Source organism: Rhizobium sp. P1_B8 (assembly GCF_056406515.1).
Genome location: NZ_JBFTZZ010000002.1, coordinates 312,145 through 332,221 on the forward strand (window position 1 = coordinate 312,145; position 20,077 = coordinate 332,221).

At 61.2% G+C, this 20,077-nt stretch carries 18 protein-coding genes; 10 read left to right on the forward strand and 8 right to left on the reverse strand.

Going from position 1 to position 20,077, the window contains the following annotated elements; genetic code table 11:
- Window positions 1-102: 102 nt before the first annotated feature.
- Window positions 103-1,644 (reverse strand): DHA2 family efflux MFS transporter permease subunit, encoded by a 1,542-nt coding sequence (locus AC1D2N_RS05215; RefSeq protein WP_130653874.1) that lies wholly within the window; start codon window positions 1,642-1,644, stop codon window positions 103-105.
- Window positions 1,645-1,900: 256 nt separating this feature from the next.
- Window positions 1,901-2,809 carry a flagellin N-terminal helical domain-containing protein gene (locus AC1D2N_RS05220; RefSeq protein WP_018246113.1) on the reverse strand — a complete coding sequence of 303 codons (909 nt, stop codon included), beginning with the start codon at window positions 2,807-2,809 and terminating at the stop codon, window positions 1,901-1,903.
- A 310-nt stretch (window positions 2,810-3,119) separates the two neighbouring features.
- On the opposite strand from AC1D2N_RS05220, the gene AC1D2N_RS05225 reads away from it, so the two are divergent.
- The 7 genes from AC1D2N_RS05225 to AC1D2N_RS05255 are packed head-to-tail and all read left to right on the forward strand — an operon-like array spanning window position 3,120 to window position 10,973.
- Window positions 3,120-4,811, forward strand: coding sequence for an ABC transporter substrate-binding protein (locus AC1D2N_RS05225; protein ID WP_130653875.1), 1,692 nt, complete (start codon window positions 3,120-3,122; stop codon window positions 4,809-4,811).
- A gap of 19 nt (window positions 4,812-4,830) precedes the next feature.
- Window positions 4,831-5,811, forward strand: coding sequence for an ABC transporter permease (locus tag AC1D2N_RS05230; protein WP_018246111.1), 981 nt, complete (start codon window positions 4,831-4,833; stop codon window positions 5,809-5,811).
- A complete protein-coding gene (locus AC1D2N_RS05235) occupies window positions 5,811-6,713 on the forward strand; it encodes an ABC transporter permease (RefSeq protein WP_018246110.1) in 903 nt (300 codons plus the stop codon). The genes AC1D2N_RS05230 and AC1D2N_RS05235 overlap by 1 nt, the downstream gene beginning before the upstream one ends.
- Window positions 6,710-7,525, forward strand: a complete 816-nt coding sequence (locus tag AC1D2N_RS05240; protein ID WP_113543205.1) for an ABC transporter ATP-binding protein — start codon at window positions 6,710-6,712, stop codon at window positions 7,523-7,525. Before AC1D2N_RS05235 ends, AC1D2N_RS05240 begins: the two co-directional genes overlap by 4 nt.
- Window positions 7,522-8,448, forward strand: a complete 927-nt coding sequence (locus AC1D2N_RS05245) for an ABC transporter ATP-binding protein (RefSeq protein WP_018246108.1) — start codon at window positions 7,522-7,524, stop codon at window positions 8,446-8,448. The genes AC1D2N_RS05240 and AC1D2N_RS05245 overlap by 4 nt, the downstream gene beginning before the upstream one ends.
- A gap of 11 nt (window positions 8,449-8,459) precedes the next feature.
- Window positions 8,460-8,930: a GNAT family N-acetyltransferase gene (locus AC1D2N_RS05250; RefSeq protein ID WP_130653876.1), complete on the forward strand. Its 471-nt coding sequence runs from the start codon at window positions 8,460-8,462 to the stop codon at window positions 8,928-8,930.
- A 21-nt stretch (window positions 8,931-8,951) separates the two neighbouring features.
- Window positions 8,952-10,973 carry a beta-N-acetylhexosaminidase gene (locus tag AC1D2N_RS05255; protein WP_113543207.1) on the forward strand — a complete coding sequence of 674 codons (2,022 nt, stop codon included), beginning with the start codon at window positions 8,952-8,954 and terminating at the stop codon, window positions 10,971-10,973.
- Between the two features lie 85 nt (window positions 10,974-11,058).
- On the opposite strand, the gene AC1D2N_RS05260 is transcribed toward AC1D2N_RS05255, so the two are convergent.
- The gene (locus tag AC1D2N_RS05260; protein WP_113543208.1) at window positions 11,059-11,535 is read right to left on the reverse strand and encodes a winged helix-turn-helix transcriptional regulator; all 477 of its coding nucleotides are present in this window, start codon (window positions 11,533-11,535) and stop codon (window positions 11,059-11,061) included.
- A 90-nt stretch (window positions 11,536-11,625) separates the two neighbouring features.
- Here AC1D2N_RS05260 and AC1D2N_RS05265 point away from each other — a divergent pair, with 90 nt between their 5' ends.
- The gene (locus AC1D2N_RS05265; RefSeq protein WP_130653877.1) at window positions 11,626-12,441 is read left to right on the forward strand and encodes an oxidoreductase; all 816 of its coding nucleotides are present in this window, start codon (window positions 11,626-11,628) and stop codon (window positions 12,439-12,441) included.
- A 49-nt stretch (window positions 12,442-12,490) separates the two neighbouring features.
- A complete protein-coding gene (locus tag AC1D2N_RS05270) occupies window positions 12,491-13,492 on the forward strand; it encodes an NADP-dependent oxidoreductase (RefSeq protein WP_130653878.1) in 1,002 nt (333 codons plus the stop codon).
- Window positions 13,493-13,589: 97 nt separating this feature from the next.
- Here the strand turns inward: AC1D2N_RS05270 and AC1D2N_RS05275 are convergent, their stop codons facing one another.
- Entirely contained in the window at window positions 13,590-14,453 is an 864-nt protein-coding gene (locus tag AC1D2N_RS05275; protein WP_477980890.1) for a helix-turn-helix domain-containing protein, read from the reverse strand.
- A 154-nt stretch (window positions 14,454-14,607) separates the two neighbouring features.
- On the opposite strand from AC1D2N_RS05275, the gene AC1D2N_RS05280 reads away from it, so the two are divergent.
- On the forward strand, window positions 14,608-15,519 hold the full coding sequence (locus AC1D2N_RS05280) for a DMT family transporter (protein ID WP_130653879.1): 912 nt from the start codon (window positions 14,608-14,610) through the stop codon (window positions 15,517-15,519).
- 140 nt (window positions 15,520-15,659) lie between these two features.
- On the opposite strand, the gene AC1D2N_RS05285 is transcribed toward AC1D2N_RS05280, so the two are convergent.
- The 4 genes from AC1D2N_RS05285 to AC1D2N_RS05300 all read right to left on the reverse strand — a co-directional run bounded on the left by AC1D2N_RS05285 (window position 15,660) and on the right by AC1D2N_RS05300 (window position 20,075).
- Window positions 15,660-16,862, reverse strand: coding sequence for an ROK family transcriptional regulator (locus AC1D2N_RS05285; RefSeq protein WP_018246100.1), 1,203 nt, complete (start codon window positions 16,860-16,862; stop codon window positions 15,660-15,662).
- A 184-nt stretch (window positions 16,863-17,046) separates the two neighbouring features.
- Window positions 17,047-18,246 (reverse strand): MFS transporter, encoded by a 1,200-nt coding sequence (locus AC1D2N_RS05290; RefSeq protein WP_130653880.1) that lies wholly within the window; start codon window positions 18,244-18,246, stop codon window positions 17,047-17,049.
- A 163-nt stretch (window positions 18,247-18,409) separates the two neighbouring features.
- Complete coding sequence (locus AC1D2N_RS05295) at window positions 18,410-19,186, reverse strand: SDR family oxidoreductase (protein ID WP_130653881.1); 777 nt, start codon at window positions 19,184-19,186, stop codon at window positions 18,410-18,412.
- 25 nt (window positions 19,187-19,211) lie between these two features.
- Window positions 19,212-20,075, reverse strand: coding sequence for a MurR/RpiR family transcriptional regulator (locus tag AC1D2N_RS05300; RefSeq protein WP_018246097.1), 864 nt, complete (start codon window positions 20,073-20,075; stop codon window positions 19,212-19,214).
- Window positions 20,076-20,077 lie beyond the last annotated feature (2 nt).

The following is a 20,077-nucleotide window of genomic DNA, read 5'->3' on the forward strand; positions in this document are numbered from 1 at the left end:
GATCTCGTCGATTGGCTTCAGAAGGGAACTGGAAGATGACGCAAAATGATTGAGAGAAATCTTACCGGCGATCGGAAGATCGGCAACTTGTCACCATGGTTTTCACGTTGAGGCCGGTCGCCTGGCGAAGGGTACTGAGAGCAGGGCGCAGCCGGTCAGAATAGCGACGATCATCCAGGCTTCGTTGATCGCCTGGACGCTAGCCGCGGTCTGGACCAGCGGATCGAGCAGCGCCATGGTATCTGCATCGAAGCTGCCGCTATGTGCCGATATGGTCTGGGGAGGCGCGCCGACGAATGCCCCAGCCTCGATGTCGCCGGCTTGAAGACGGGTCCACAGGGCCTGTCCCAGCGGTTCCGAGCGCGTGTAGATGATGGTGTCGATCAGCGCGATGCCGATCGCCCCGCCGAGATTGCGCATCAGGTTGAAAAGTCCACTGGCATCGGGAATGCGATCTGGCGGAAGTGTGCCGAGCGCCAGCCGCGTCGGCGGCAGCAGGCAGAACATGATGGCGACGCCGCGCACGACCTGCGGCCAGAACATCGCGTCATAATCCGTGCGAGGATCCTGAAACGCGCTCATCTCGACGCCGATCGCAAAGAGCGCGAAACCGGCCGCCGACAGCAGCCGCGCATCCATGCGCTTCTCCAGCGCGACCGCAATCGGCGCCGTCACCAACTGCGCGATGCCGGTGACCAGCATCGTCATCCCGATCTCAAGCGCGTCATGCCCCCTGATAAAAGCGAGGAAGACCGGCATGAGATAGACCGAACCGAAAAGGCCGATGCCAAGGACGAAGCTCAGAACCGAGCCGACGAGAAAGTTCCGATCGCCGAAATTGCCGAGATCGACGATCGGCCTGTCTCGGCGAATCGTTCGCCAGACGAAGACGCCTCCCGAAGCCAGGCAGACGGTGAGCAGGCTGAGCACATAGGCCGAGATCCAGCCGCTCGTCGGCGCCTCCTTCAGGCTGAGTTCCAAAGTCGTCAGCGCGGTCGCCATCAGCAGGAGCGACAGACCATCGAGATGCCTGAGTTCGGACGGATCGGTCGCCTGCCGCGGCAGGGACCGTGCGGCCAGGATTGCCGAGATGATACCGGGGATGATGTTGATCAGGAAAAGCCAGTGCCAGGAATAGGTCTGCGTCAGCCATCCGCCGACGATCGGTCCGACGGTTGGAGCAAGCACCGCAAGCACGCCGGCGATCGTCGTCGCAAGCGCCTGCCGCTCGTTCGGAAAGAGGATGAACACGGCTGAAAACACCGATGGGATCAGGGTTCCGCCGGAAAAACCCTGAAGCACCCGCCAGGCCACCAACTCGCCGAAGCTGCCGCTCGCCGCACAGCCGGCGGAGGCTGCGACGAACAGGCTGATGGCAATGACGAACAGCCATCGCATCGTCAGCAGCCGGGTCAAGAAGCCGGTGAGCGGGATCGCGACCACTTCGGCGATGAGATAGGCCGTCTGTATCCAGCTCATCTGATCCGGATCGATACCGAGCGCGGACTGGATGGTCGGCAGCGATGTTGCCACCACCTGGACGTCGAGGATCGCCATGAACATGCCGACGCACATCGCCATGAAGCCGAGCCAGACGATGGCGGGCGTTTCATCAGGACGGGCAGATTCAAGTCGTTCCGACATGCGATGATCCCGCGCGCTGCATTCTCCGCCCTGGGGTGCGAAGACTAAGGCCGATCGTGGTTGCGATCGAGACGACGGACAGCATGGCTCGGAAGTGAACCGCGATTTCGCCGATCGCGACACCATAGTTCGGATGAGGACAGGAGGGATAGGGACCCGCCAGCACAAATTTGCGAACGCGATCGAGCCTGACCGGTAGGCCAGGCTCGATCGCGTGATCAACGGATTTGCTCCGAGCGTCCTATATATCCGGCGCTTAGCTGCGGAAGAGCGACAGGATATTCTGCGACGACGAATTCGCGATCGATAGCGACTGGATCGCGAGCTGCTGTTGTGTTTGCAAGGCCGACAGTTTGCTCGACTCCTCCTCCATGTCGGCGTCGACCAGCCGGCCCACACCCGAGTCGATCGAATCGGAAAGCGCACTGACGAAGTCTTCCTGCAGATCGATGCGCGTCGAGATCGAACCTAGTTGCGCACCGGCAGAGGTCATTGCCGACAGTGCGGATTCGATGGTCGACAGCGCCGACTGGATCTGACCGGTGGTGAAGTCGGTGATATCAAGCGAATAGACGGAATCGCCGTTTGCATCAGCCGTTCCGAGGATGCCGGACGCGGTATCGATCGTCCCGCTGCTCATGCCGAACAACACATTGCCCGTGGAGCTGGTATCCAGAGCGTATTCCGTCATTTTAACGGAAACGGCGCCGGAGCCGTCGCGTACGAAAGACGATACGACACTTTTCGTGCCATCCGCGCCCGCGACCCAGTTCTCACCGGAGAACGACGCCGACTGGGCAATGCTCAGCAGTTGTTCCTGAAGCTGGCTGATTTCTTCCTGGACCTTGGACTTGTCGACACCGTCTTCGGTCGCTGCGACAAGCTTGGATTTGATCTCGTCGACAACGTCGATCGCATTGTCCATGGCCGTATAGGCAGTATCAACCTTTGCTGCGCCAAGGCCCAGCGCGTCGGACACGGCGGAGAGCGCCTTGTTGTCGGACCGCATCGTGGTTGCGATCGACCAGTAGGCGGCATTGTCGGATGCGGTGTCGACCCGATAGCCGGTAGAAACACTATTCTGTGTCGTTTCGAGACTGGAGTTGATGTTGCGCAGCGTCTGAAGGGCAGACATCGCTGAATTGTTCGTATTGATGCTCGTCATGGGAAATTCGACCCGCTCTTAGAAGTTGAATGTGTTGCATCCCGGGGAACATCCCGGCCGTGGCGAGCAGCCTCATGCTTATCGACCAATGTTCGAGCAGGTCGATTCGCCATCGTTGAAACAATTATGGTACTTAAAGGTACATTAATTATTAACGCCGGAATTATCCTTACAAAACAACACATGTAACCGGCTCCGAGGCCGTTGCAAAAAGTTTGAGATCGGCAATTGACGTGTCGGCAGGAAACTGACTATCAATATTAAATCAATTTGATTGACTTCAAAAATAAACAACAAGGGGAACGATGGAATGAGATTGAGCAAGAGTGCAATCCGCAACAATTCCATGCGCGCTGGCTTTGCGGCGGCAACCGCTCTGACGGCGCTCGTCGTTTTTGGAACGGGGGGTGCAGCCGCAGAGTCGGTGCTGACGATGCATATCGAGGAGCAGAGCAGCTGGGTTCAGAACTTCAATCCGTTCGACCTTGCCGGCCGCCGGCAGAGCACGATGGATTTCATCTACGAGCCCCTGGTCATCTTCAATGCCGAGGACGGCGGCAAGCCGGTGTTTCGCCTGGCGACCGACTATAGGTTCTCCGGGGATATGAAATCGGTCACCTATACGCTGCGGCCCGGTCTGAAGTGGTCCGACGGCCAACCGCTGACGTCGGCCGACGTAAAATACACGATCGATCTCATGCTGAAGAACCCCGCGCTCGACACCGTCGGAGTCGGCGAGACCATTGCCTCCGTCGAGGCGCCGTCGGCGACCGAGGTCAGGATCGATCTCAAGGCCGTGAATTCCGATTTTCCGGAAACGCTTGCAGACCTCGCCGTCGTTCCCGAGCATATCTGGAAGGACGTTTCCGATCCGGTCGCCTTCAAGAACGAGAAGCCGGTCGGTTCCGGCCCGATGACGGAGCTGCGCCGTTTCACGCCGCAGGTCTATGAGCAGTGCCGCAACCCGAACTATTGGGATGCCGCCTCGCTGCATGTCGATTGCCTCAGGCTGCCGCAGATCTCAGGCAACGACCAGATGCTTGCCATCCTGCCGGAAGGCAACATGGACTGGATCGGATCCTTCATTCCGCAGATCGACAAGACCTTCGTGGCGCTCGATCCCGACCATAACGGCTATTGGCAGCCGCCGGCGGAAACCGTCGCCTTCCAGATGAACTTCAAGAGCGGCAATGAAGGCAACCTCGAGGCCTATAAGGATCTGAACTTCCGCCATGCCTTCAGCCTCGCCATGGACCGCGCGTCGATGGTCGATATTGCCGGCTTCGGCTATCCTGTCGTCAACGAGCATGCGACCGGCCTGCCGCCGCGTTTTGAGACCTGGCGCAACAAGGGCGCCGAAGGCGACAAGGACGCCTTCATGGGCTTCGATACCGAGAAGGCCAACAAGATTCTCGACGATGCCGGCTACAAGAAGGGTGCCGACGGCTTCCGCACCACGCCGAGCGGCAAGCCGATTGCCTTCCCGATCATCGTTCCGAACGGCTGGACGGACTGGATCGATGCGGTCCAGATTGCGGTCGAAGGCCTGCGTGCAGCCGGCATCAACGCGTCCGTTGCCACGCCGGAATATGAACAATGGCGCAAGCAGATCATCGATGGCAGCTTCGAGGTCGTCATGAACTCCCGCGCCGACGGGGCAACGCCATTCCGCGGCTATTACCAGAGCCTGTCGACCGCTTATGGCGGGCGCATCACCGGCGCGCCGTCGCGCTATTCGAACCCGAAGCTGGACGCGCTTTTCGATCAGTATCTGAAGGCGACGTCGGAGGACGATCACAAGAAGATCTTCAACGACATCCAGCTGCTGATCGCCGACGACTTCCCTGTCGTGCCGGTATTCAACGGGCCGACCTGGTATCAGTTCTCCAGCAAGCGCTTCACCGGCTGGGTCACCGACAAGGATCCCGTCATGAACCCGGAAGATCATGACAACAACCGCATGCGCCTGATGCATCTGCTGCGCCTCCAGCCGGTCCAATAAGCCTCGCGAGGGAGCGGAAATGCGCGTTTCGAGCCGGCGCCTCGGCGTCTATGCGGTCGCCCTGGCGTTCGCCATCGTCATGAACTTCATTCTTCCCCGGCTCATGCCGGGGAGTCCGGTCGATGCCATGGTCGCCCAGCTCGGCCCACGAGCAACACCTGCCGCCGTCGAGGCGATCAAGGCGCGCTTCGGCGCGGTCGACCAGCCGATGCTCTGGCAGTTCGTCGATTACGTGAAGGGGTTGGCGACCCTCGATCTCGGCGTCTCGGTCAAATATTACCCCCAGACCGTCGTCCAGGTTCTTGGCCGTTCGACGCTCTGGACGGTCTTCCTTGTCACCACCGCGATCATCTTTTCGCTCTGCGTCGGTGTCGTGCTCGGCGCGATCTCGGCCTGGCGTCGCGGCGGACGCTTCGACACGATCGTCTCGCCACTTTCCGTGATCATGATTTCGGTGCCGCCTGTCATCGTGGCGCTGACGACACTTTTCGTCTTCGCGGTCTCACTGCGCTGGTTTCCGGTGGGATATGCCTATGATCCCAACCTCGATCCCGCCTTCGATTTCACCTTCATTGGCAGCGTGTTCGCCCATGCGATCCTGCCGGTCCTGACGCTTTCGCCGTTTCTGATCGGCGAATTCCAGACGACGATGCGCTCGTCGATGATCTCGGTACTCGGCGAGGACTATGTAACCATGGCGCGCGCCAAGGGGCTCAGCCACCTCACCGTCATGTTCGGCTACGGCGCACGCAATGCCATGCTTCCCGTTCTGACCAACCTGGCGCTGATGCTCGGCGCCGTCTTCGGCGGCTCGATCGTCACCGAGATCGTCTTCAACTATCCGGGGTTGGGACTTACACTTTATACTGCGAGCATCGCCCGCGATTATCCTGTCATCCAGGGACAGTTGCTGCTGATGACGCTCGCGACGCTGGGTGCCAACTTCCTCGTCGACATCATCTACGGGCTCGTCGATCCCAGATTGCGGGAGGCCGTATGATGAGCTTTACGCTGCGGCCCATCCTCAGGCAGAAGAAAGCGCTGGCCGGCCTCATCATCATTGTGGCTCTGTGGCTGATGGCGCTGTTTGCGCCGATCGTTGCGCCCGGCGAGCCCGGAGCGCGTGTCGGGCGCTCGCATCAACCGCCGTCGATCGAACATGTCATGGGCACGACGAAGATGGGGCGGGATGTCTATCGCCAGTTCGTCTGGGGCGCCCGTAGCTCTCTCTCCGTCGGTTTTGCCACGGGCATTGCCATCACCGTTCTCGGCACGGCCATCGGCCTCGTCGCCGGTTATGCCGGAGGCAGGACCGATGCGGTGCTCGATCTTGCGACCAATGCCGTGCTTGTTGTCCCCAACATGCCGCTGCTGATCCTGCTCGCCTCCTTCGCCGGGACGGTGGGGCCGATGACGATCATGGCGATCATCGCGCTGACCTCCTGGCCTTGGGGCGCCCGCATGACACGCTCGCAGACGATGGCGCTTCGCAATCGTGACTTCGTCACGGCCTCCAAGATGATCGGAGAGCCGGCCTGGCGCATCATCTTCGTGGAAATCCTGCCGAACCTGACGACGCTGATCGGCATCAACCTCGTCGGCAGCATCATCTATGCCATCGTTGCCCAGACGACGCTCGAATATCTGGGCTTTGGCGATCCGCTGAAGGTCTCCTGGGGCACGATGCTCTACAATGCCCAGAATTCCTCGGCGATCATGGTCGGCGCATGGTGGGACATCGGGGTGCCGGCAGTCGGCATCGCGCTGACGGGGCTAGGCCTTGCTCTGCTGAATTTCACCTTCGACGAGATCGCCAATCCGCAGCTGCGCTCCGGCCCGGCGCTGACGCGCTGGTTCCGCCTCAACCGTGCCCGCAACAGGGAACTGGAGCTTGGCCGATGAGCGACAATCTTCTGGAAATCGAAAAGCTCAATGTCGATTACCTCATCGACAAGGGAGAATTCCGCGCCGTGAAGGAGGTCTCCTTCAATATCGGCCGCGGCGAGATCTTCGGGCTGGCGGGTGAATCCGGTTGCGGCAAGAGCACGATTGCCTATGCCATCACGCGTCTTTCCAAGGCGCCTGCCTGGATCAGCGGCGGCAGCATCCGGCTGGACGGACAGGATCTCCTGAGGCTACCCGAACGCGAGTTGCAGAAAATCCGCTGGAAGCGCATCGGCATGGTCTTCCAGAGCGCGATGAATTCGCTCAATCCGCTGATGCGGGTCGAGGCGCAGTTCCATGACGTTCTGCGCCGACACACCGGTTGCTCGCATGAGGAATCAAGGGCTCGCGGCGAGGAGATGTTCCGCCTCGTCGGCATCCCCACACATCGCATCGGCGACTACCCGCACCAGTTCTCCGGCGGCATGCGCCAGCGCATCGTCATCGCGATCTGCCTGGCGCTGAGACCCGAGCTTATCATCATGGACGAACCGACGACGGCTCTCGACGTGGTCGTGCAGCGGGAGATCCTCGAGCAGGTGGTCGATCTGCAGCGGACCTATGGTTTTTCGGTGCTCTTCATCACCCATGACCTGCATCTGATGGCGCAGCTCTGCCAGCGCATCGGCGTGATGCTGAAGGGCGAACTCGTCGAAGTGGGCGACGTGCGCCAGGTCGCTCAAGCGCCGCGGCACGATTATACCCGCAAGCTTTGGAATGCCATTCCGCAGCTTCCGGGCAATCCGCATCTATCGGGAGTCTTGGCATGAAAGCGGAGGCAAATCCTGTTGTCGCCGACGCGGTGATCCGGCTCGAAGACATCAAGCGTAATTTCGGCCCGGTACATGCGCTGAAAGGTGTGTCCTTCTCGCTCTTTCCCGGGCGGGCATTGGCGCTGGTCGGCGAATCCGGCTGCGGCAAGACGACTTGCGCCCGCATCATCGCCCGCTTGGACAAACCGACGGGCGGCAGGCTGTTTTTCCGCGGGCAGGATCTGACCGCCCGCGGCGAGGCGAAGGATGAGCATCAGTACCGCAGGGAGGTGCAGATGGTCTTCCAGGATCCGTTCTCGTCGCTCAACCCAGCCTTCACGGTCAGCCATCATCTGGCGCGGCCACTGCAATTGCATCGGCAGAGCGGCTCCAGGGCGGATCTTCCCGAAGAGATTGCCCGCCTGCTGGCAAGCGTCGGGCTGGAGCCCGATGTGACCAGGCAGAAATTCCCGCATGAACTCTCGGGCGGGCAGCGGCAGCGTGTGAATATCGCTCGGGCGCTGGCCGTCGCGCCGAGCGTGCTGGTTGCCGATGAGCCGACCTCGATGCTTGATGTCTCCATCCGCAAAGACATTCTCGATCTGCTCGCGAAAGTGAAACGCGAGAATGAGCTCGCCATGCTCTATATCACGCACGACATCGCAACGGCCGCACATGTGGCCGAAGAGATCGTCGTCATGTTCGCCGGCCAGATGGTCGAATGGGGCGACACCGATGCGGTTCTGTCCGATCCGCGCCATCCCTATACAAGATTGCTGCTTTCAGCCGTTCCAGATGGCAGCCGGCCGTTCGTGACGGGCGGAAGCGCGCGTTTCCTCGAACAAGCGGAAAAGGTACGCTCGCTCAGCCGTCCGGAATCGACTGTCGTCGAGCAGGTCGGCTCCAATCATTTCATACGCGCGCTCGGCGTTTCCGGCTGAAGGATTGCAAAGTGGACTACCTGGTAAACCTTTCCACCCTGCCGCAAGATACGCAATCGCCCGAGCGAATGGCCCGCGATGGTGTGACGATCCGCCGGGCTCTGCCGCCGGAATTCCGGCTGATCACTGGCTGGATCGCAGAACAATTCGGTGAGGGATGGGCGAGCGAGGCATCCGTCGCGATGACCCGCCAGCCGACGACCTGCTTCATCGCCACGCGCGAACAGAAGCTCGTCGGTTTTTCCTGCCATGAAGCGACGGCACGCGGTTTCTTCGGACCGACCGGCGTCGACGAAAGCCTTCGCGGGCTCGGCATCGGCCGGGCATTGCTGTTTGCCAGCCTGAACGACTTGAAAGCGATAGGCTATGCCTATGCGATCATCGGTGACGTCGGCCCTTCTGCCTTTTACGAAAAGGCCGTAGGGGCCATGCCTATCCCCAATTCCGCTCCCGGCATTTACGCCGGAATGCTCAAGACCTGATCTTCAGAAGGAAGAGTGACCATGTCCATTTCGCGACCGAAAGCCCTGCGGCTTGAAACCCTTTGGAATCCGCCTGCTGATGGTAAGGAGTTTTCCTATGTCCTGCGCCTCAAGAACCTCGGCACCGAGCCGCTTTCGAATTTCTCCCTCTGCGTGAGCGGCCCGGGCCGTGTCGATCCGGCGGGTCGCGTCGAAGGCGCGACGGTCTCACAACGGCTCTCGAATTTCACCGAATTCCAGCCGCCGGCCAATTTCGTTCTCGGCGCCGGCGAGACGTGGACGATTTCGGTCTACGCGTTGAGCTGGCAGTTCCGCCACTGGACGGACGGCGCGACGAGCGGCTATCTCGCGCTTTCCGATGGCAGCACGATCGTCCTCACCATAGAGCCGACGCGATCTTCGGTCAGCAATGCGCCTCTGAAGCGTGGCGCCGAGATCTATCCGGTTCCCGTCAATGCGCCCGTTCAGGTGTCGATCATCCCCTGGCCGAACCATGTGTCGGTCACTTCCCGCCGGCCGCTGCCGGCCGGTTTTGCGCCGCAGGCGCAGAGCGCTGAAGGGGAGGCGGCAGCACAAAACTTCGCAGCGCTGGTCGAGCATCTCTTTGCCGTCGAGGGCATCGTACGGAGCGAGGCGGAAGGCGCGGTTCCGGTTGCCCTGAAGGATGCCGCCGGGTTCGGGCCGGAGGCCTATCGGCTGAGCTTCGAGGGTGAGGCGATCACGATCGAGGCAAGCAGCCGGACCGGCTTCCTCTACGGTCTCGTCACGCTCGGCCAGATCTGGCGCGGTGCAAGGCTGCATCCCGAGGTCTTCCAGTTTCCGGCCGCCGGCGAGATCGTCGATGAGCCGTCGATGGGTTGGCGCGGGCTGCATCTCGATGTCGCCCGCCAGTTCTACGGCGCCGCCGAGGTCAAGAAGCTGTTGGCGGTGCTTGCCTGGAACAAGCTCAACCGCTTCCACTGGCACCTTTCCGACGACGAAGCATGGCGCGTCGAGATCGACGCCTATCCTGATCTGACCGCGGTCGGCGCCTGGCGCGGCCACGGTCTGGCCGTTCCGCCGCTGCTCGGTTCGAGCCCGGCCCGCACCGGCGGTTATTACACCAAGGCCGCCATCCGCGAGATCGTCGCCCATGGCAAGAGCTTCGGCGTGGAGATCGTGCCGGAGATCGATGTCCCCGGCCATTGCTACGCCATGCTGCAGGCGATACCGGAGCTGCGCGATCCGGCCGAGGTCGGCAGCTATTATTCAGTTCAGGGCTTTCCCGACAATTGCATCAATCCGGCCCGCGAGAAGACCTATGAGATCATCGAGACGATCCTCTCCGAGCTCATCGAACTCTTTCCGTTCAAGATCATCCATCTCGGCGCCGACGAAGTTCCGCTTGGCGCGTGGTCCGGCTCGCCGGAAGCGCTCGAGCGCCTGCGCAGCGTGGCCGGCAACGAGGTTGCCGATGCGCATGCCAAACGGCTGAACGTCGTGACCAATACCCATGGCGCCGACGACATCCACGGCTCGGGTGCCGCCATCCTGCAGGCGGAGTTCCTCAGCCGCGTCCAGCGCTTCCTTGCGAGCAAAGGCTGCATCACCGGCGGCTGGGAAGAGGCTGCCCACGGCGATGTCATCGACAAATCGAAGAGCTATCTCTGCAGTTGGCGCAATGTCGAGGTCTCGGCCGAACTTGCCGAGCGCGGCTACCAAATCGTCGTCTGCCCCGGACAGGTCTACTACCTCGACATGGCGCTCAGGCCCGACTGGGATGAGCCCGGCGCCAGCTGGGCAGGGACTTCGGATGCCGAGAAGCTCTACAATTTCGATCCCATCGGTGGCTGGACGGCGATCCAGAAACAGAAACTCCTGGGCATCCAGGCCTGCATCTGGTCCGAGCCGATGACGGATCGCGCTGTTTTCGACCGCCTCGTATTCCCGCGCCTTTCCGCACTGGCCGAAACGGGCTGGACAAAGCCGTCATCCAAGTCGTGGGAGCGTTTCAGGGCGCTCGCAGGACTGATGCCGCTGCTCTACGGACTGCAGCAGTCCTAGCACTCGGATCGGCGCCGTGGGCTTTATTTGAGGATCACCCTTGCCATCGCCGGAGGCGGTGATGGCGGGGGATACTACATCGGCTTCAAGGCGAGTTGCCAGGTGCCGCTTCAACTGCCGCGGTCGGGTGACATCCGGGAGCGGCGATACGAATAGGACGTGTTCCAATCGGCGCGCCGGTCGCGCGGTCGATGGTGACGGGATCGATTTCCGTACCAGTCTCGGCGTCGAAGAAACGGGTGACGTCGCCGCCGCCGCGGTACTTGCGGCCCCAGGCGCCGATTGCAAACAGCACCGGCAGAAAGTCGCGGCCGGCTTCCGTCAGCACATATTCGTCGCGCGGCGGACGCTCGGAATAGCGACGCTTTTCCAGCAATCCTTCCTCGGTCAGCGATGACAGCCGCCCCGTCAGCATTGTCGGGACGATGCCGAGGCTTTTGCGAAATTCATCGAAGCGGGTCAGTCCCGCATGGGCGTCGCGCATGATCAGCATGCTCCACGCATCGCCAACGAGCGCCAAACTGCGGGCGATCAGGCAGGGCTGTTTCGAAAGATTCTTCATGTCGATATCTTTTTAGTAGTGACTTGCTATCGATTTGATAGTAACAGACTGCGCATGGATGTTCCACGACAAAAACGAAGGCAGACGTCAATGAGCAAGAGAGAACGCGGCATTGCCCTGGTCACCGGGGCTTCCTCCGGCATCGGGCTGGTGACGGCGAAGGCGCTGCGGCGCGACGGTTACCGGGTGTTCGGCACCAGCCGAAAACCGATGGCCGACACCGCCGACGGCATCACCATGCTGGTCTGCGACGTCATCGACGATCAATCCGTGCAGAGCGTCGTCGACGAGGTTCTGAAGCGCGCGGGACGGATCGATCTGCTCGTCAACAATGCCGGGATCGGCCTGCTGGGCGGCGCCGAGGAATCGACGACGGCACAGGCCAAAGCCGTATTCGACGTCAACGTCTTCGGCACGATGCGCATGACCAATGCAGTACTGCCGGTGATGCGGCGGCAGCGTAGCGGCCGGATCATCAACCTGAGCTCGATCCTTGGGCTGATCCCGGCGCCCTTCAACGCACTCTACGCAGCGACCAAACACGCGATCGAAGGTTATTCGGAATCCCTCGACCATGAAGTGCGCACACAGGGCATCCGCGTCGTGCTCGTCGAACCGGGTGTCACCCGCACCTCGTTCGAGGAGAACATCACGCGCCCCGACCGGCCGCTTGCCGTCTATGATGCGGTGCGCGCCGATGCGGAGAAGCTGATGCGCGAGATCGTCTCAAAAGGAGATGCGCCCGAGGTGGTCGCCGCAACCGTCGTCAGGGCCGCCAATGCGCCATCGCCCAAGAGACGCTATACTGCCGGAAAGGCGGCAGGACAGGTCCGCTTCATCCGTCGCTTCCTGCCAGAGTCCTTCGTCGACAAGAGCCTCCGGAAATTCAACAAACTTCCCGGTTGAGCCTGCCTTACCGCATTTCCGGCACACCACAGAAACGAAAGTTCGTCCCATGAAAGCATTCCTGATCGATCGCTACAAGAAGGGCGGCGCCCTCAGGCTCGGCCAGAGCCCTGAACCGCAGCTGCGCGAGAATGACGTCATGGTCGAGATCCATGCCGCCAGCGTGAACCCACTGGATGGCAAGATCCGGGACGGAGAGTTCAAGCTGATCCTGCCTTACCGGCTTCCATTGGTGCTCGGCAATGATGTCGCTGGTGTCGTGGTCCGGGTGGGCGCCAATGTCCGGCAGTTCAAACCCGGCGACGCGGTCTATGCGCGTCCCGGCCAGGATCGCATCGGCACCTTCGCCGAGTATATCGCCATCGACGCTGGCGATGTCGCGTTGAAACCTGCCAATCTCAGCATGGAAGAAGCCGCATCCATTCCACTTGTGGCGCTGACCGCATGGCAGGCGCTGGTCGAACGCGCCAAACTGCAGAAGGGGCAGAGGGTGCTGATCCATGCGGGCTCCGGCGGCGTCGGCACTATAGCGATCCAGCTTGCCAAACATCTCGGCGCCCACGTGGCGACGACCGTGAGCACGGCAAATATCGATCTGGTGAAAAGCCTCGGCGCCGACGTGGTGGTCGATTACAAGAAGGACGACTTCGACAAGGTGCTGAAGGGCTATGACGTCGTGCTGAACAGCCTCGGCAAGGATACGCTGGAGAAATCGCTCGCCGTCCTGAAGCCCGGCGGCAAGCTGATCTCGATATCAGGTCCGCCCGATCCCGATTTCGCCAGGGAAAACGGCTTCGGCTGGCTGCTGCGGCAGGTCATGCGCTTCTTGAGTTTAAGCATCCGGCGGAAATCGAAACGCCGGGGGATCGGCTATTCCTTCCTCTTCATGACGGCAAACGGCGCGCAGCTCGGCAAGATCACCTCGCTGATCGAGGCGGGCGCCATCCGCCCCGTCATCGACCGGTCCTTCCAATTCGAGAAGACCAACGAGGCGCTCGACTATGTGGAGACAGGCCGCGTTAAGGGCAAGGTCGTCATCGCGGTGAAGTGAGACCCGGGAAGGCCGAAGAGCCCTCGGTTTAGCCGAGCGGCTTTTGCGAAGCGCGGATTGGTTTCGGAAAAGAGAAGGGCGGTCGAGCGAAGGGGCTTCACTGTCGTTGCCGATAGGCAGAGGGTGTGACGCCTGTGCCCAACTTGAATGCCCGTGTCATGTGGCTCTGGCTGCTGAAGCCGCAGGCCGAAGCGATCTGCGCTATTGGGTCCATGCCTGATAACATCGATTTGGCGCGCTCGACACGCCGGTGAGCCACCCAGCCATGTGGGGACACACCATAACTTGCCCGGAACATCCGCTGAAAATGAAAGGCGCTGAGCTGCCCGATCGCCGCCAGATCCTGCAATCGGATTGTCTCACCGAGATGGGCCTCGATATACTCCAGACTCCGGCGCCGCACATGAGGAGCGAGCCCGCCGCTGATCGCGCAGGGACGCATCCCTCCATAACGAGGATCGACGAAGAAATCGTTGATCGTCTGTGCCATCGCTTCTTCAGCCTGCAGATGACCGCCCGCCACCATCGCTTGCGTCATCTGCCAAAGCGTGCGCGCTAAGGCGGGTGCATCTGCGAAGGTCACTTCGGGAAGAGCCATGAGCCGAGCATCGCGGTCAAACGTCTCCGCAAACATCCGCCGCATCTGGTCGTCGGGAACATACAGATGGACGAATTGGGAGAAGTCGGTGATTTCCCATTCGGACGAGTGCTCCTGTGGCATGATGCACAGCACTCCCGGACGGCCGCGCGCGGCGGGGCTGCCATCTAGACGACGCGTTCCGGCGCCGCCTTTGAGATAAAGACTGAACGTATGACCGTTCGGCCGCTGATAGCTCATCCTGTCGTGTGCATTGCTCCAGATGGCAGCTGATCGCCCGAACCCCAAATCGATGGACTGTGACATCCGCGCAGTGGGAGATGCTGACAAAAACCCGAAAACCGAGGGGTGACTATATTTCACCAATTCTTCCCCACACCTGACCATGCCGCGCGAACAATACCGGCGGACGACCCGCATGGCGAGCCGGAAGTCCGGGCAAATCGATTTGATAGCAAGAATCTGCAAGAGGCCTGCTCACGGTTCGCCTAATGGTCGGGAAAACGAGGATCACTCCATGGCAAATGCCGCTCTCTTCATCGCAACCGTCCTCATATGGGGGACGACCTGGATCGCCATTGCGATGCAGGTCGGTCCCGTGCCGGTCTTGGTCTCGGTCTTTTACAGATTTGCGGTCGCAGCAGTGATCCTCGTCGCCATCCTGGCTGGCATGCGGCGGCTCAAGCTCCCTGCCTTGCGCGATCAACCTTTCATCCTTGCGCAGGCGCTTTGCCTGTTCAGCCTCAATTTCATCTGTTTCTACAACGCCGCCGCCTCTATCCCGTCCGGGCTAATCTCCGTGATCTTCTCACTCGCAACGATCTACAATGCCGTCAATGCGCGCCTCTTCTTCGGCGACCGCATTACAGGCCGCACGCTTCTCGCAGCGGCGCTCGGAGCAACCGGCCTTCTCCTGCTTTTCGGACAAGACGTTGTCGTCGATTTCGATATGGGCACGTTGAAAGGGATCGGGCTCGCAGCGCTTGGCACGCTGTTCTTCTCGCTGGGCAATATGGCATCGCGTCGAAACAGCGCGGCCGGAATCTCACCGCTGACCGCCAATGCCTGGGGCATGACCTATGGCGCGGTCGTCCTCCTGTTCCTGATTGCCGTGACGCAAACGCCGATCGTGGCGCCGCCCAACATCACCTATCTTGCCGCCCTGCTCTATCTCGCGGCGATCGGATCGGTGGTCGGCTTCACCACCTACCTCATGCTGGTGTCCCGGATCGGCTCCTCACGCGCTGCCTATGCCACCGTCCTGTTCCCGATCGTCGCCCTGTCGTTGTCGACGGTTTTCGAGGGCTACCACTGGAGCGGCCTGGGCCTGATCGGTCTGGCGCTGACGCTTCTCGGGAACGTGGTCATCTTTGCGCGACCTCTAGCCCGCCGCCCGGTGCAGGCAGATGCAAGGCTGCCGGCAGGCTGATGAGGGGCCGGCTCGGCAATCTCCCGTGACGAGGTGTACTAGAGCCTTTCCGTTTTTCTCCGAATCACGGAAATGCTCTATCTCTTTGTTTTCACGCAATTCCGGACGCAAAACCGCTACCCACTTTTGCTGGAATTGCTCTAGCCGAGCGGCTTTTGAAGAACGTCGAAGCGCGGATTGGTTTCCGAAAAGATCGGCAGGGCGGCGGCGCCGAGGATCGCCGTATCCTTGCCGGTCATGCCGATCATGACGCGTGGCAATGTCCGCTTCTGGTTGGGGTCGATCGGGGTGTGCAGCGGCTCCAGCCGCTCGGCAAGCCGAAGCATCAGCGATGTCGAAATGCTGCCTCCAAGCACGATGGTCTGCGGATCGAAGGCCAGTTCCAGAAAGTCGACGGTCTGCCGCAGCGGCTGGACGGCCTGATCCAGCCAGGCGTCGAGACCTTCGCCGCCCTTGGCGATCAGCGCATCGAGATCATCGGGCGAAAGCTCCTCGGCGTTGGCAATGCCCATGAATTCGTAGGCGACCGTCAACGAGATGTAGCGATCCAGACAGCCGCGCTTACCGCAGCTGCAGAGCTTGCCTTGCGGTTCGACGATGATATGGCCGATCTCACCGGCATTGTTGCGGCTACCCTTGTAGAGGTGACCATCGAGGAACATTCCGGCGCCGATGCCGCCTCCGCCGGCGAGGAAGAGATAGACGAAGCTGCCCAAACCGCGGGCGACGCCGTGAAGACGCTCGCCGATCGCTGCTGCCGTCGCATCGTTTTCGACGAGCACCGGCACCTTAACCCGCTGTTCCAGCTCATGCCCGACAGGAAAACCCTGCCAGCCGGGCAGGTTCAGCGGGCTGAGAGAGGTGGTGCCGCCATCGGCATAGCGGCCGGGCAGGGCCATCCCGACGCCGAGCAGCCGGTTCCGATCGAAAACGAAGGCCTGCTGAAGATCCTCGACGATGGACTGAAGAGCCGGCATGGCCCGTTGCGGATCTGGATGTTCGACATGGCGCTCGATGCGGGCGCAAACCGCGCCGGAGAGATCCGTCAGAACGCCGCTGGCGCGCTGGCGGCCAAGTTCGAGGCCGATCGAATAGGCGCCGCGCGGATTGATGGTGTAGGGAATGATCGGCTGGCCGCGCGCCAGCTTCTGCGCCTCGGACGGGACGAGAAGGTGCGATCTCTCCAGTTCCTCGACGATATTCGACACGGTCTGGGCAGTCAGCGCCGTCATCCGCGCGATCGCTGCGCGCGACAAGGGACCGTTCGTGCGGACAGCCTCGATCACCACACGCCGGTTGTGAGACTTGGCCTGCTCGAGATTCGTGCCGGAAATTGCCTTCATGTCGCCTTCAAAGAAATGGTGCGTCACCCTTGTCACAAGACGAACACCGATGAAAGCCACATTCTTCGTCACGTCCCTGGACTAAGCATGTCGCGCAAAACTGTGCAGCGGTTTTGCGACAACGACATGCGTAAAAACAAAGACCCCAAGCGCGACAAGCGAATCTGAAAGATCGTGACGCGCTTTAGCGGGCTTTGCCTCTATGCAGGAGGCCGATGATCGCTATCCCCGCCAATCCGGTGACGGCGCTCAGGATCGCGGTTCCCGAATAACCTGTCACGTAGGTGCCGGCGGCAAAGACCAGCGCGCCGATCCCGGCGCTGGCAAAGATATTGACGGAGATCAGTGCACTGCCGAGCCCCGGCCGGTCGGCGATCAGATCCTGCAGATAAGTGATCGGAATGCTGATGATCGCCGACGCTCCCATGCCCGCAAGCAAGGTGAGCGCATAGAGGTGCCACGGCTCAGAGGCAAAACCGAGAAGACTGAGGAACACGGCATAGATGATGGTACCGGCAGCAAGCGCCGTCATCTGGCCGGCCTTCCGCGCGATCCGCGACCAGACGACGATGAAGACGACTTCCAGCAATGCGACGATGCCGACAAGAATGCCGACGTCGCTCAGCGAACCATGCGCCGCACCAGTGGCGATCAATGGCAGAAGGGCGTCATTGAGATGCAGCGTGCTGGTGATGAGCGCCACCCCGCAAATATGCGCCGAGATGCGCGGAGAAACCACTTGGCGAAGCGCGCCGAGATAGCTGAGATGATGAGCCGCCGCCATCTCCGTTCCCGCGCGCTTCGGCAAGGCGAAGACGATGATCCCCTGGCAGAGCAGGCATGAGATGCTGGCAAAGAGGTAGGCCGGCAGCATGCTCGATGCGCCAGACAGCAGCAGGCCGGTTATCCCTGGGATCAGCACCCAGGACAGCGAGATCATAGCGCGCACGCCGGAGTTGGCCGTCACCATGTCGCTTCGGTTCATGCCGTGCATCGCCGCGCGCGCATTGGCAAACAGCAGCGAGTTCAGCGCCCCGTAGATCGGCAGGGGCAGCAACCCGCTGATGACGAATATGGCCGCAGTCGGAAAGGCGTAGACCATGCCGTAGCCGACGATGCCGAACAGGCAGGCGCCGATCATCGTCGACCGGTACTCGCCAAGCCGGTCGGCGAGATTGCCGAGCAGAATGCTGATGACGACGTTCACCGCCGCCGAGACGAAACTCAGGAACGAATAGAGGCCGTCGCTCAAGCCCAATTCGCGGATACCCACGACCGAACGGTAAGGTGCGGTCATCGCCCCCGCCATTCCGAAGGTGAAAATGGCGATCATGCTGGCGCGGATCGCCGGAGTGCGGAAGACGTCGGGAAAAAGTCGGCTCATGCGGTCATCGGTCAGAAGTAAGCCGGCTTCACAACCTGCTCCTCTCGTCTTCCTCTAGAGCAATTCCAGGAAAAGTGCGAAGCGGTTTTTCGTCCGGAATTGCGTAAAAACAAAAAGTTAGAGCGGTTCTGCGCTTCCATGAAAAGTTGAACCGCTCTAGGTTTCAGTAATGTTCCGATTGCGAGAAGGTTCGCGCGAGCTCGGCCTGGCCGGCCGTGAGGCCGCAATCGACAGGCAGGCAGACGCCGGTGATGGCTGTAGCCTGGGGACCGGCAAGGAAGCCTACGGCATTGGCAACATCTTTCGGATCGACAACGCGCTTCAGCGGATACCAGCGGCGCGCTTCCTCGAAAACGTTGGGATTGGCTGCCGCGCGTGCTTCCCAGGCCTGCGTCTTCACCGTGCCGGGTGCGACGGCGTTGGACCGTATGCCGAACTTGCCGTATTCCACGGCGACCAGCCGGGTGAAATGCAGAAGGCCGGCCTTGGCGACGCTATAGGCCGGGTGTCCGAAGACATGCATACCGTTGACCGAGGCGATGTTGACGACGGAACCCTTCGAAGCCTTCAGCATGGGCTCGAATGCGCGGAAACACAAAAATGCCGCCTCGAGATTAAGCGCATTGTCCGCCCGCCAGATCTCAGGCGTCGTCTCGTGCAGGCTGGTCGCGCGGGCAGCACCGGCATTGTTGACCAGGGTTCGAACCACGCCGACCTCCCCAGCGCGCCTTGCCAATTCGGCAATGCTCGTCTCGCTGGTCACATCGCATCCGACGGCGACGAAGCGATTGTCCGGCCCGAGCCTCGACGCCACGGCAGCCCCAGCCGCAGCATCGATGTCGGCGAGAAAAACGACGTCGTGGTCATCGGCGAGCCGTGCGGCGATCGCAGCGCCGATATCGCCTGCAGCGCCCGTAACGATGGCAATCGACTGCGTCATTTTCTGTCGCTCCCGTTCATGAACCTCAATCTCCAAGCAATTGCCGGTCGTCGCCGTCACGGTGAATGACAAGCTGCTGCTTGATACGCCGAAGCGTGGTCGTCGCCTTGGGCTGAACGGCGTAGGCGACGAGGCTCGACAGGATATCGACCGTCGCGATGTAGGCGATACGCGTCGAGGTCGGGCGATAGATGTTATTGCCCTCGGGAAGGTCGATCGGTACGACGATTTCGGCAGCCTTGGCAACCGGGCTTGCCGTCTGTGTCAGGGCGATCGTCTTCACCTTGGCCTGGCGGGCAAGCTCGAAGGCGCGCACCAGCTCGGTATTGCGTCCCGAGAAGGACGAGCCGATCACGACATCGCCCGGCCGTGCCGCGGCAGCCATCATCAGCTGCATGCTGTGGTCGGAACTTGCGGTGATGCGAAGCCCGAGACGGAAGAGCCGGTTCTGGAGCTCGTCGGCGATCATCGACGAATTGCCGCCCGACCCGAACGCATAGATCATATCGGCCTTGGCGATATGCGAAACGGCGGCTTCGATCGCCGCAAGATCGAGCGAGCGATGCAGGAGAAAGAGCGCGTTCTGGGCCTTGGTGATGATGTCCTGGGCGACATCGGCCGGATCGGTGCTTTTCGATTCCGGTTTCAGATAGCGAACGCCGATATGGGCGGTCCGGGCGAGCTGCACCTTGAAGTCGGAAAAGCTCTCGCAACCGAGCCGCCGGCAAAAGCGGGTGACGGTCGGCGGCGAAACCTCCGCCCGTTCCGCGAGCTCGATGATCGAGGCGTTCACGGCAAACTCGAAATCGTTGACGATGATCTCCGCGATGCGGCTCTCGGAGGGAGAGAGCCTGCTCTTGTCTTCCTGCAGCGTTGAAAAGATATCCAAGC